General features: G+C 72.7%; 15 protein-coding genes and 1 pseudogene. 10 read left to right on the top strand and 6 right to left on the bottom strand.

Annotated elements, in window-relative coordinates:
- Positions 1–157, bottom strand: a 157-nt coding sequence (locus ACLQ2N_RS20560) for a TetR family transcriptional regulator (protein ID WP_425815060.1), incomplete at its 3' end; no start/stop codon positions are given.
- A gap of 144 nt (positions 158–301) precedes the next feature.
- Between ACLQ2N_RS20560 and ACLQ2N_RS20555 the strand changes: the two genes are divergently transcribed.
- Positions 302–1,189 (top strand): NAD(P)H-binding protein, encoded by an 888-nt coding sequence (locus tag ACLQ2N_RS20555; RefSeq protein ID WP_425815001.1) that lies wholly within the window; start codon positions 302–304, stop codon positions 1,187–1,189.
- Here the strand turns inward: ACLQ2N_RS20555 and map are convergent.
- Positions 1,176–2,033: a type I methionyl aminopeptidase gene (map, locus tag ACLQ2N_RS20550; protein WP_425814999.1), complete on the bottom strand. Its 858-nt coding sequence runs from the start codon at positions 2,031–2,033 to the stop codon at positions 1,176–1,178. The genes ACLQ2N_RS20555 and map overlap by 14 nt on opposite strands.
- 58 nt (positions 2,034–2,091) lie before the next feature.
- On the opposite strand from map, the gene ACLQ2N_RS20545 reads away from it, so the two are divergent.
- Complete coding sequence (locus ACLQ2N_RS20545) at positions 2,092–2,328, top strand: hypothetical protein (RefSeq protein ID WP_425814997.1); 237 nt, start codon at positions 2,092–2,094, stop codon at positions 2,326–2,328.
- Between the two features lie 38 nt (positions 2,329–2,366).
- Here ACLQ2N_RS20545 and ACLQ2N_RS20540 read toward each other — a convergent pair.
- Both ACLQ2N_RS20540 and ACLQ2N_RS20535 read right to left on the bottom strand, forming a co-directional pair.
- Positions 2,367–2,856 (bottom strand): annotated as a pseudogene (locus tag ACLQ2N_RS20540) (MFS transporter); the annotation flags it as partial.
- Entirely contained in the window at positions 2,852–3,457 is a 606-nt protein-coding gene (locus ACLQ2N_RS20535) for a hypothetical protein (RefSeq protein ID WP_425814995.1), read from the bottom strand. The gene ACLQ2N_RS20535 and the pseudogene ACLQ2N_RS20540, both read right to left, overlap by 5 nt.
- Positions 3,458–3,576: 119 nt before the next feature.
- Here ACLQ2N_RS20535 and npdG point away from each other — a divergent pair, with 119 nt between their 5' ends.
- The gene (gene npdG / locus ACLQ2N_RS20530; protein WP_093709073.1) at positions 3,577–4,287 is read left to right on the top strand and encodes an NADPH-dependent F420 reductase; all 711 of its coding nucleotides are present in this window, start codon (positions 3,577–3,579) and stop codon (positions 4,285–4,287) included.
- A gap of 77 nt (positions 4,288–4,364) precedes the next feature.
- Complete coding sequence (locus tag ACLQ2N_RS20525) at positions 4,365–4,547, top strand: hypothetical protein (protein WP_425814993.1); 183 nt, start codon at positions 4,365–4,367, stop codon at positions 4,545–4,547.
- 15 nt (positions 4,548–4,562) lie between these two features.
- Here the strand turns inward: ACLQ2N_RS20525 and ACLQ2N_RS20520 are convergent, their stop codons facing one another.
- Positions 4,563–5,144, bottom strand: a complete 582-nt coding sequence (locus ACLQ2N_RS20520) for a GNAT family N-acetyltransferase (RefSeq protein WP_425814991.1) — start codon at positions 5,142–5,144, stop codon at positions 4,563–4,565.
- A gap of 53 nt (positions 5,145–5,197) precedes the next feature.
- Positions 5,198–5,986, bottom strand: coding sequence for a site-2 protease family protein (locus ACLQ2N_RS20515; RefSeq protein ID WP_425814990.1), 789 nt, complete (start codon positions 5,984–5,986; stop codon positions 5,198–5,200).
- A gap of 388 nt (positions 5,987–6,374) precedes the next feature.
- On the opposite strand from ACLQ2N_RS20515, the gene ACLQ2N_RS20510 reads away from it, so the two are divergent.
- The 6 genes from ACLQ2N_RS20510 to ACLQ2N_RS20485 all read left to right on the top strand — a co-directional run bounded on the left by ACLQ2N_RS20510 (position 6,375) and on the right by ACLQ2N_RS20485 (position 11,902).
- Entirely contained in the window at positions 6,375–6,527 is a 153-nt protein-coding gene (locus ACLQ2N_RS20510; RefSeq protein ID WP_425814988.1) for a hypothetical protein, read from the top strand.
- Positions 6,528–6,671: 144 nt separating this feature from the next.
- Positions 6,672–7,124 carry a hypothetical protein gene (locus ACLQ2N_RS20505; protein ID WP_425814986.1) on the top strand — a complete coding sequence of 151 codons (453 nt, stop codon included), beginning with the start codon at positions 6,672–6,674 and terminating at the stop codon, positions 7,122–7,124.
- Positions 7,125–7,243: 119 nt separating this feature from the next.
- Entirely contained in the window at positions 7,244–7,393 is a 150-nt protein-coding gene (locus ACLQ2N_RS20500; RefSeq protein WP_425814984.1) for a hypothetical protein, read from the top strand.
- Between the two features lie 111 nt (positions 7,394–7,504).
- On the top strand, positions 7,505–8,038 hold the full coding sequence (locus tag ACLQ2N_RS20495) for a hypothetical protein (protein ID WP_425814982.1): 534 nt from the start codon (positions 7,505–7,507) through the stop codon (positions 8,036–8,038).
- 57 nt (positions 8,039–8,095) lie between these two features.
- The gene (locus tag ACLQ2N_RS20490; RefSeq protein ID WP_425814980.1) at positions 8,096–8,485 is read left to right on the top strand and encodes a signal peptidase I; all 390 of its coding nucleotides are present in this window, start codon (positions 8,096–8,098) and stop codon (positions 8,483–8,485) included.
- A 117-nt stretch (positions 8,486–8,602) separates the two neighbouring features.
- On the top strand, positions 8,603–11,902 hold the full coding sequence (locus tag ACLQ2N_RS20485) for a BTAD domain-containing putative transcriptional regulator (protein WP_425814978.1): 3,300 nt from the start codon (positions 8,603–8,605) through the stop codon (positions 11,900–11,902).

Genomic DNA, 11,902 nt, shown 5'->3' with positions numbered 1-11,902 from the left:
CGAAGAGCCGGTAGATGGTGGGCGCCTGGACGCCGGCCGCGGCGCCCACGGCTCTGGTCGACACCGCCTCGCGCCCCTTCTCCGCGAGCAGCCGGGTGGCGGCGGCGATGATCCGCCGGCGGTTGCTCTCGGCGGGGGCGGGGCGCTCGGTCTCCATGGTTTCCGATGATAACGGACGCGTGTTAGCGCTTTGCGTTATCGTCGCTACCGTGCAATCGTTAGCGGTGGAAACGGTGCGTGGCCGGCGACCGCCCGGCGTGCCGTGTCCGCATCCACAGCCATGCCTGCTCCGGAGGTTCCCGTGATCGTCCTTACCGCCCCCACCGGCCGGATCGGCCGCCAGGTGCTCGACGCGCTGCTCGACGGCGGCGAGAAGGTGCGGGTGATCGCCCGCGACCCCGCGAGAATCGCCCCGGAGGCGCGCGAGCGCGCCGAGGTGGTGCGGGGCTCCCACGGCGACCCGCGGGTGCTGAACGAGGCGTTCGAGGGGGCCGACGGCGTCCTGTGGCTGGTCCCGCCCAACCCCCGCGCCGAGGACATCCGGGAGCACTACCTCGGCTTCACCCGCCCGGCCTGCGAGGCCCTGCGGGCAAGGGGCGTGCGCCGGGTCGTCGGCATCAGCAGCCTGGGCCGCGGCTACGGGGCGCACGCGGGGCAGTTGTCGGCCGCGTTCGCGATGGACGAGATGATCGAGAGCACCGGGGCCGGCTACCGCGCCCTGGCCATGCCGTTCTTCATGGAGAACCTGCTCCATCAGGCCGGAGCGCTGAGGGCGGAGGGCGTGCTGTCCGTGCCGGTCGCCCCGGACCGCGCGCTGCCGCTCGTGGCCACCCGCGACATCGCCGCGGTGGCCGCCCGGCTCCTCGCCGACGTCTCCTGGTCCGGGCAGGAGACGGTCCCGCTCATCAGCCCCGACTCCCTGACACCCGTCGGGATGGCCCGGGTCCTGTCCGAGGTCCTGGAGCGCCCGGTCCGCTTCGAGCGGCCCGACGGCGAGGAGTACAAGGCGGCCCTGACGCGGTACGGCATGCACGACGCCTGGGCCCAGGGTCTGCTCGACATGGCCGCCGCCCAGGACGACGGCATCTACGAGCCCGAGTGGCAGGCCCTGACCGCCCCGGCCCCCACCGGCTTCCGCCAGTGGTGCCGGGAGGTGCTGCTGCCCGCCGCGGAGGCTACGGCAGCGTGAGGATGTCCGCGCCGCTCTCCGTCACCACGAGCGTGTGCTCGAACTGAGCGGTGCGCTTGCGGTCCTTCGTCACGACGGTCCAGCCGTCGTCCCACATGTCGTAGTCGTGGCTGCCGAGCGTCAGCATCGGCTCGATGGTGAACGTCATGCCGGGCTTCATCACGGTTGTGGCGTGCGGGCTGTCGTAGTGCGGCACGATGAGCCCCGAGTGGAACGAGGTGTTGATCCCGTGCCCGGTGAAGTCCCGCACCACTCCGTACCCGAAGCGCTTCGCGTACGACTCGATGACCCGCCCGATCACGTTGATCTGCCGGCCCGGCTTCACGGCCTTGATCGCGCGCCGCAGCGACTCCTCGGTGCGCTCGACGAGCAGCCGCGACTCCTCGTCCACGTCACCGCAGAGGTACGTCGCGTTGTTGTCGCCGTGCACCCCGTTGATGTACGCGGTCACGTCGAGGTTCACGATGTCGCCGTCGCGCAGCACGGTGGAGTCCGGGATGCCGTGGCAGATCACCTCGTTGAGCGAGGTGCACAGCGACTTGGGGAAGCCCCGGTAGCCCAGCGTCGACGGGTACGCCCCGTGGTCGCACATGAACTCGTGGGCGACGCGGTCGAGTTCGTCGGTCGTGACACCCGGGGCGATGTGCTTGGCGGCCTCGGCCATCGCCTGCGCGGCGATCCGTCCCGCGATGCGCATGCGCTCCACGGTGTCGCTGTCCTGCACCTCCGGCCCTGTGTACGGCGTCGGAGCCGGCTTGCCCACATACTCGGGGCGCCGGATGTTTCCGGGCACGGAACGGACGGGAGTGATCTCCCCTGGTACGAGCAGCGACTGGCCAGACATGCCAGCGAGTCTAACCAGCGCGTCCGGGGCACCATGGCACAGAGGAAAGGAACCGAAGATGGCCCTGTTCAAGAAGCGCACGGTCGGCAAGCCGGGCGAGTGGTTCTACTGCCTGGAGCACAGATCGGTCGAAGAAGGCCCGGACTGCCCGGCCAAGGACCGCTTCGGCCCGTACGGCTCCCGGCAGGAGGCGCAGCACGCGATGGAGACCGCCCAGGAACGGAACCTGGAGTGGGACACCGACCCCAAGTGGCACGACCGCAAGGGCCCGGACGAGGACGACGCGGCGGGCTGACGGGCCGGTGAGGGCTCGGGGGCCCCGCGCCCCCGGCCTCAGGCCGCCGGTTCCGCGTCCAGGCCCTCCACGTGCTGGGCACGCCGGCGCAGCGCGTCCTCGTCCGTCTCCGAGTCGTACGTGAGCAGCTTGGTCAGCGCCGCCGCCAGCAGCGCCGCCGAGGCGACGCACGCCACCGGTCCAGATCGCGGGCCGGGTCCTCGTCCACCCCGCCATGCCGCCCGCCCTGACCTGGCCGAGCTGCGGTCCGACGCTGTACGAGAGCACCTCGATGCCCGCGAGGCGGCCGCGCAGCTCCTCCGGGATCGTCTGGTTCCAGATGGTCGACCGGCCGAGCCCGCTGAGCATGTCGCCCGCCCCGGCGAACCCGAGGCACACCAGCACCAGCCCCCTGCCCAGCGACCAGTCGGCGTCCAGCTCGTCCGCGAGGAACGGGAAGATGGTGTTGGGCAACACGAAGAACATCGCGGCCATCGCGGTACGTGGAGCATGCAAACGGGTTTCCCGGCAGCCGGGGGACCGCTCACCAGCGTGGCGGAGGCGGTGCCGTCAGCTGGTCGGCCAGCCGGGACAGGCGGTCGCGGAACGTGCGCCGGCCGGCGCGCGGCACGGGCGCGCCGTTCTCCCCGGCGGCGGCGCTGACCAGGTGCTGGACGGTGTCCAGATCCACGTCGTCGCCGTCCGTCACGGACAGCGCCTCATGGGCGAGCCCGCGCACCTGCGGATCGCCGTTGTCCAGCGAGAGCACCGTCGCCCCGGCCCGCCGGGCGTCGTGCACCCGCTCCAGCAGCCCCTCGCCGGGCCGGTCCGGCGTCACCACGAGCAGCGTCTCGCCGCGCCCGGCCGCCTCGATCCGGCCGAGGCCGACCGCGAGGTGCGCCGGGTCGCCGGGCTCCACCCGGTGGCGCACCAGGGTCGGGCGGAGTTCGGGCAGCCCGGACCAGGTGGACTCGTCCACCAGATGGGCGGCGAGGTGCCACGGCTCGTACCCCTCGGTCCCCACCAGCAGCAGCCCGCCGCCGTGCGGGACCACGGACGAGCGGAGCGCCCCGGCGAACCGGCGGGCGGCGGCGGGCCACTGGGTCCTGGCGAGCACTTCACGCAGCAGCGCCACACGTACGGCATCCATGGCCCGGCATCCTGCACCATGCGGGGGCCCGGGCACCGGCGAAAGGCCGGAGCACCATCCGTACGGGTGGCGGCCCGGCCCACGGGCCCCGCCCCGTACCTGGCAGTAGTGTCGGGGCCATGACTACGAATGACAGCGGCAGCGCGCCCAAGCCCCCCGCCAAGGACCCCTGGGACCTGCCGGACGTGTCCGGCCTGACCGTCGGCGTGCTCGGCGGCACCGGACCGCAGGGACGCGGCCTCGCGTACCGCTTCGCCCGCGCCGGCCAGCAGGTGATCATCGGCTCCCGCGCCGCGGACCGCGCGGAGGCGGCGGCCGGGGAGCTGGGGAACGGCGTGCGGGGCGCCGACAACGCCACGTGCGCGCGGGAGAGCGACGTGGTGATCGTGGCGGTGCCGTGGGACGGGCACGCCAAGACGCTGGAGTCGCTGCGCGAGGAGCTGGCCGGGAAGATCGTCGTCGACTGCGTCAACCCTCTCGGCTTCGACAAGAAGGGCGCCTACGCGCTGAAGCCGGAGGAGGGCAGCGCCGCCGAACAGGCCGCCGCCCTGCTGCCGGACTCGCGCGTCACGGCCGCCTTCCACCACCTCTCGGCGGTCCTCCTCCAGGACGAGACGATCGACGAGATCGACACCGACGTCCTGGTGCTGGGCGAGGCCCGCGCCGACACGGACATCGTCCAGGCCTTGGCCGGCCGCATCGCCGGCATGCGCGGCATCTTCGCGGGCCGGCTGCGCAATGCCCACCAGGTCGAGTCGCTGGTCGCCAACCTGATCTCGGTCAACCGCCGCTACAAGGCCCACGCCGGACTCCGTACGACGGACGTGTGAGCCGGGCCCGCGCCGGACGTCCCGGGGCATGGGGGACACTGGACGGGACCACGCATCACCCCCGACAGGAGCCACCCATGCCCCGCCTCGCCCTCTACGCCCTCGTCGTCTGCGTCCTCGCGCTCGCCGCGGCCGTGACGTCCTTCGTCCAGGGCAGCGTGCTCATCGGCGTCGTCTGGGTCCTGCTGGTCGGCCTCTCCTCGAACATGGCCTGGTACTACCTGCGCCGCCGGCGGGCGGAGACCGCGTCCGCGGAGTAGTCCGAACCGCCGGGCTCACCGGCCCCGGACCAGGGCGTGCAGATGCATGTCATGGCGTCCGTCGTCGTGCACGGCGGCGCTGCGCTTGACGCCTTCCAGGACGTAACCGCACTTCGTGGCGACCGCGCAGGAGGCGGCGTTCCGCGTCGAGTGATCCAGTTCGAGGCGCCAGAAGCCCTCGCCCAGAGCCCAGGCACTGAGCGCTGCGAGGGCCCCGGAGGCCACGCCCTTGCCGCGTGCGGCGGGCAGCACCCAGTAGGCGGCTTCGGCGGTCCCGTCGTCGAAGTCCATGCCGCGCAGGGCGATCCGCCCGTACACCTCGTCGTCGTCGCCGGTGACCGCCCAGTGACCGCCCCGCTCCTGCTGCCAGTCCCGCCTGTAGGCGTCGAACCACTCCCGGACCTGCTCCTCCGTCGAGGGCCGGCGGGTGTGCCAGCGCCGGATCTCCTCGTCCCCGTAGGCGGCGAGGAACACCGGGGCGTCGGCATGCTCCCAGGGCCGCAGCAACAGCCCGCCGGCAGTGCGCAGCACCGGTTGGGGCGAGCCGGCGAGTGAGCCGGGGGCGAGGGCGGGCGCTGTCGAAAGGTCGCGGGGCATGGCCCATGGTCACCCGCCGACGGTGAGCCGCGTCAAGGGATGGCCGGACGGCCTCACCCGTCCATCTCGCACACCGGACTCGCCCCCTGCCAGAACCGGTACGCGTCCAGGCCGCAGTCGGTCCAGAAGCCGTGCACGCCCAGGCCCCGCAGAATCGCGTACACCGCGTCGAAGAAGGCGCGGTTCAGCTCGGGCACCCACAGCAGCGCGAAGACCGCGATCAGCCCGAACGGCGCGATCGGCTCCACCGCGCGGCGGGCCGAGTGCGAGAGCCACGGCTCGATGACCCCGTAGCCGTCGAGCCCCGGCACCGGCAGGAAGTTCAGGATGGCGGCCGTCACCTGGAGCAGCGCCAGGAACGCCAGCGCGTTGCGGAACGCGACGGGCACGCCGTCCAGGGCGTCCAGCCAGAACGGCGCGGTGCACACGACCGCGAACAGCACGTTGGTCAGCGGGCCCGCCGCCGAGATCAGGCTGTGCCGCCACCGGCCGCGGATCCGCCCCCGCTCGATGAACACCGCACCGCCGGGCAGCCCGATGCCGCCCATGATCACGAACAGCACCGGCAGCACGATGCTCAGCAGGGCATGGGTGTAAGCGAGCGGGTTCAGCGTGAGATAGCCCTTGGCCCCGATCGAGATGTCCCCGCTGTGCAGCGCGGTCCTGGCATGCGCGTACTCGTGCAGACAGAGCGAGACGACCCACGCCCCGGTCACGAACAGAAACGTCGCGAACCCCGGCTGCGCCGCAAAGTCCGTCCACACCCCCCACCCGGCCACGGCCGTCACGGCGGCGATCCCCAGGAAGACCGGACTGATCCCTTGGTGCTCTTTGGTCGGCATGCCCCGAGCCTAGGGTGCACCTGCGGCCCCCTACCCCCTTCCGAAGGAGCCTGAGGACTCCGCGCACACGGCGGCGTTGACCGACGGGCGGCTCGATCAGGTGGTGTACGCGATGAGCTTTTCCGCGATCCGGAGCGGGGCGCGCTCCCGGATCGCGCACGTGAGGTGGACACTCCGCTCGTCGGAGTCGAGGGCGTGAGGGCTGTGGACCCATCCACGCGGCAGAACGAGTGACTGCCCTGGCTTCAGGTCCACTTCTACGTCCGGCCCCCGGCGGGGAGCGGAACCGATGCCTGCACGGGCAACGCGGCCCCGGGGTCCTCGACGCTCAAGTCGGCACCGGCACCGGCGGAGCCTGCGGAGGCAACCTCGGCGGCTCCAACGAGACGTGCGTGTCTTTCGCCGCCTCCCCGGCGCGAAGTCCTCCTTCGCCATCCGCGACAACAAGCCGGAGGGCGCCGGCAAGGAGCTGCGCTTCACCGGATCCGAACTCGACGCGTTCGCGGCGGGCTGGGGCAAGCAGCGGGGTCTGACGGTCTAATCTGACCCCTCCCAGAGCACAGGGCATCGCACAGGCGGGCCGCCCGAGGTCTCTCGTCGGGCGGCCCGCCGCCTCCCCCGAAGGGCACATATGAGCTGGTCAGGGCACTGGCACGGATACGGTCCGTGGAGCGGGCCATCTGCTGTGTACGGGAAGGAGGGAGGCCGTCGGCCACCGCACCCCAACGGCCCGCCCTCGGTACTCAATCCGGAGGACAAGAAGCAGCAGGAAGTCCTGGACCGGTACCGGGAAGCTGCTGCCGAGTTCCAGACGGGCAACGTGCCTCCGACGATGACCGGACACTGGCTGATGAAGAAGAGCCAGGTTTCCGCCGACCGCACCTGGACCGACCTGGGGATCGCGCTGGCCTGGCTGACGAAGACGTACGAGGAGAGCCCGCCCTACGTGCGCGCGGACGGGCTTCAGGCGTACAGCAGCCTCGAAAACAAGCTGGAGTATGCCCTTGACGTGCTCCCTCGTGGCGTCGATGTGACCTGGGTGTACTACACGGCAGCAAAGAGCCTGATCTCGTTCTCGGTCGTGTGCTGCCCCAACAGGTTCCATCCGGATCTTCCTTGCCCGCTTCCACCGTCGTAAGGAGCCGACGCAATGCCGCTCAGCCTCTTACTCCCCGAACAGGGCGTCTCCGCTCTCCTGACCTCCTGGCCGAACGAGCCCGCGGTCTTCCACTACGGCACCCGAAGCATCCCGCGCTCATGCGTGAGTACCAGGAGTCGTTCCGGCTCTGGAACCCCGGCTGCTTCCCGAGGTGGGAAGCGGCACCGCTGGAGGGGAGCGCCACGCGGACCACGGTGGACGAGGAGAACTGCGTCGGTCTGGTCCAGCTCGTGCCGTGCGCATCCTGATCGAGGAGTGCTTCGGTCGGGAGCGGCCATCCGCAGTGTGTGAAAAACAGGTGCCTGGGTGTCACTTCTCGTGTCAGCATGCGGCACCACTGAGCGGAGGAGACAGACACCATGGCGAACGAGCTGCTCACGGTCTGCCTGCCGCCGGACGCCCACCAGGATCTGCAAGCCGCGATCGAGACGGCCATGGCCCCCTTCGACATGAATGGTGACCACAAGCCCTATCAAGGCGAATGGGATCAGTGGTGGCTCGGCCGACCGGGTGAGGAGTTCGACGTGCTTCCCGGCCACGAATCCGATCCCCGGCTCGTCCGAGCGCAGCGGGACGCCTCCGGGGCGCCCCGTCGCTGGAAACCGGGGCAGTGCGACGGGGGACCGCGGGGCCTGCTCGACTTCAAGGGCATGCGCACCCGCGCGGCACAGTTGGCCGCAAGCCTCGACCCCGATGATGCCCGCCTGACGCCGTACCGGCAGCGGCGGCCGGAGTGGGCAGTCCCTACGGAACACCTGCTCACCCTGGACAGAGCATGGATATACGTCGAGGTTGCTCCGCAGCCCGGGACGACTTTCCCGGACTTCGCCAACACGTACCTGGACGACGTGGCACCCGACGTCATGATCGTCCGCCTGCGCATTCACTGTTGACGGCAGGTACTCGCGGTCCGGTGGCCCCTGGCGCGCCCCCTGCTAGCGTCCCCCCACGTGAACGACAACGTATACGTGGGCAACGCCGGCAAGGACGCCGCGCTCGACCGGGGATGGATCCTCGGGCACTTCAAGGACGCGGGCGATCCCCGGCACAGCGAGGACGTCGAGATCAAGTGGGGCGTCCATCCCGTGGGCGACGAGCGGGCGCAGTGGGTGCGCGGGGAGAGCCGGACCGCGCTGCTCGTGCTCATCAGCGGGCGGTTCCGGGTGGAGCTGCCCGGGCGCAGCGTGCTCCTGGAGGAGCAGGGGGACTACGTGGTGTGGGGCGTCGGCGTCGACCACTCCTGGGTCGCCGAGGAGGAGTCCGTGGTGCTCACCGTCCGCTGGCCGTCCGTGCCCGGTTACGCGGTCGGGCCGAAGGCGCCCACGACGCCGGAGGGCTGACGGCGGCACGGCGGAAACGGTTCGCTTCGCGCCCCGGGACCGTAAAGGGTGGGGGCCATGACGAGCGGGGGCGGGGCGGCTGTGGGGACACCGGGGCCGGTCGCGGAGAATGGGCGCGTGCGCTACGGCATCCTCGGTACCACCCAGGCACTCCGCGACGACGGCACGGCCCTCTCCGTCGGCGGGGCGCGGCTGCGCGCGCTGCTCACCGTGCTGGCGCTGCGGCCCGGCCGGACGGTTCCGGTCGCCGTGCTCGTGGACGAGGTGTGGGACGGCGAACCGCCCGCCGACGCGGTCGGCGCGCTCCAGGCGCTGGTGGGGCGGCTGCGGCGGGCCATCGGGCACGACGCCGTGGCCTCGGCGGAGAGCGGTTACCGGCTGGCCGCCGAGCCGGAGGCCGTCGACCTCTTCCGCTTCGAACGGCTCGCCGCTGAAGGCGCCCGGGCCCTCGCGGAGGGCGACCCGGCCCGTGCCACGGCCCTCTTGGGCGACGCCCTCGCCCTCTGGCGGGGCCCCGCGCTCGCCGACCTCCCCGACCGGCACGCCGCCGCCGCGCGCTGGACGGCCCGTCGGCTCGACGCCCGCCGGGACCGGCTCGCCGCGGAGCTGAAGCTCGGCCGGGCCGCCGAGGTGCTGCCCGAGCTGGCCGCGCTGTGCGACGAGCACCCCCTGGACGAGCCCCTCCAGGCGCTCCGCGTGCGCGCCCTGCGCGACGCCGGGCGCACCGCGCAGGCCCTGGCCGCGTACGACGAGGTCCGCATCCTCATAGCGGACCGACTGGGCACCGATCCGGGGCCCGAGCTGACCGCCCTGTACGGGGAGCTGCTGCGGCAGGAGCCCGCGCGCCCGCCCGCCCGGGCAGCCCTGGGCAACCTCCGCGCCCGGCTCACCAGCTTCGTCGGGCGGGAGCGCGAGATGGAGGCCCTGCGCGGCGATCTCTCCCGGGGAAGGCTGGTCACCCTGCTCGGGCCCGGCGGCGCCGGCAAGACGCGGCTCTCGCAGGAGGTCGCGGACACCGTCGACGGCGGCACCTGGCCGGACGGCGTCTGGCTCGCCGAACTGGCCCCCGTGGACGACCCGGAGGCCGTGCCGGAAGCGGTCCTCGCCGCGCTCGGGGCCCGGGAGACCGTGCTGAGCGGGGCCGGTTCGGGGGAGCTCCGGGCCGCGGAGCGGGCCACCGGCGAGTCGCTGGCCCGGCTCACCGAGTACTGCGCCCGCCGCCGCATGCTCCTCCTCCTCGACAACTGCGAGCACGTCATCGAGGCCGCCGCCGCCCTCGCCGACCATCTGCTGGCCCGCTGCCCCCGGCTCACCATCCTCGCGACCAGCCGGGAACCCCTCGGCGTGCCGGGCGAGGCGGTCCGGCCGGTCGACCCGCTGCCGGACCCGACCGCGCTGCGCCTGCTCGCCGAGCGCGGCGCCGCCGCCCGCCCCGGCTTCCGGGTGGACGCGGACGAGACGACGTCGGCCGCCGCCGCCGAGATCTGCCGCCGCCTGGACGGCCTGCCCCTCGCCATCGAGCTCGCCGCGGCCCGGCTGCGGATGCTCACGCCGCAGCAGATCGCGGACCGGCTGGACGACCGCTTCCGCCTGCTGACCAGCGGCAGCCGGACCGTGCTGCCCCGGCAGCAGACGCTGCGGGCGGTCGTGGACTGGTCCTGGGAGCTGCTGGACGACGACGAGCGCGTGACCCTGCGCCGCCTCTCCGTCTTCGCCGGGGGCTGCACCCTGGAGGCCGCCGAGGCCGTCTGCGCCGACACGCCCGGCGGGTCCGGCGAGGTGGCCCGCCTCCTCGGCTCGCTCGTGGACAAGTCGCTCGTGGTCGCCGCCCCGGCGGACGACGGCCGGATGCGCTACCGGCTCCTGGAGACCGTCGGCGAGTACGCGGCGGAGCGCCTTGAGGAGTCGGGGGAGCGGGACGCCGTCGAACACCGGCACCTCGTGTTCTTCCGCGAACTGGCCCGTACGACAGACCCGTTGCTGCGCGGCTCCGGACAGCTCGCCGCGATCCGCCTCCTGCAACGCGAGTACGAGAACCTGCGCCTCGCCCTGCGCCACGCCGTCGCGGCCCGCGACGAGCAGGAGGCGCTGTGCATGGTGCTGTCCCTGTCCTGGTACTGGCAGATCCGCAATCTGCGCGGCGACGCCCTGCACTGGGCCGACGCGGCGGCGGCCCTCGGCCCCGACCCGTTCGCGGAGCCCGTACGGCCGGCGCCCTCCATCCACGAGCGCTGCACCGACGCGCCCCCGCCCATGCGGCAGGAACTGCTCGAGGAGGCGCGGCGGCAGGTGACCCTGGTCCAGCTGGTCAGCATGGACCACGCCATGGACGAGTGGACGAACGAGGCCAGCATGGCCCGGCTGCGTGCCGTCGTCGCCACGTACCGGGCCGGCCAGCCGCAGACCTGCCGCAGCCCCGCCTCGCTCTGGTTCTACGCCGTGATGCTCACCGGCGGTGTCTCCGACCTGCGCCACCTGCTGGACGAAACGGTGCGCGGGGCGCGGGAGTTCGGCTATGAGTGGGAGCTGGCCGCCGCCCTGCAGATGCGGGCCAACGTGCTGGCCAACCGCCCCGACTGGGCGGGGGAGGCGCACCGGGACGCCGACGAGAGCCTGGCGATCTTCAGCCGGCTCGGCGACGACTGGGGCATGGCCGAGGCGATCTCCTCGCGCGGCGAGGCCAACGAGAAGCAGGGTGCCTACGCGCAGGCGGCCGACGATTTCCAGGCCGCGATCCGCTCGGCCGAGAAGCTGGGCGCCCTGGCCCAGGTCTCCGTGCTCCGCATCCGTTACGCCTCGGTGCTCACCGAGCTGGGCCGGGGTGCGGAGGGCGAGGCGATCATGCGTGAGGTGCTGGGCGACGAGCGCCGGACCGGGCACGAGGCGAGGCCGGCGGCCCGGCTGTTCCTGGCGATGTGGCTGGGCCGGTGCGGCCGGACCGCCGAGGCGCGCGAGCAGTTCGCCCGCCTCCAGGAGGAGTTCGCGTCCGAGACCATGGCGGTCTTCGAGGGCTTCGTCCTCGGCGGCCTGGCCTGGCTGGACAACCAGGACGGCGAGTACGCCCGCGCGCTGGAGCGGAGCCGGCGGTCCATGAAGGGCGTGCGGGACCCGCTGACGCAGATGGTGGCGCCGCAGATGGCGGTGATCAACCTGGTCATCCTGGCCTGGGCGCTCGGCGGGCTCGGCGGCGAGGACCGGGCCGGGACAGCGGCGCGGCTGCTGGGTGCCGGCCGGACGCACCTGCCCGAGGGCCACTTCATGAACGCCATGGAACGCGAGAACCTCGCCCGCGCCGAGGAGCTGGTCCGGGGAAGGCTAGGAGACGCCGCCTACGAGGCCGCCTACGCCGAGGGCGGCGGCCTCTCCCTGGAGGAGGCCGCCGCCCTCGTGGACGCGTATCCCGAGCCGGACGCGTGA

It is taken from the genome of Streptomyces sp. DT224, from assembly GCF_049844595.1.
In the GTDB taxonomy this organism is placed as follows: Bacteria; Actinomycetota; Actinomycetes; order Streptomycetales; family Streptomycetaceae; genus Streptomyces.
Note: the sequence above shows the minus strand (reverse complement) of the source record. Positions and strands in the feature narration are given on the sequence as shown.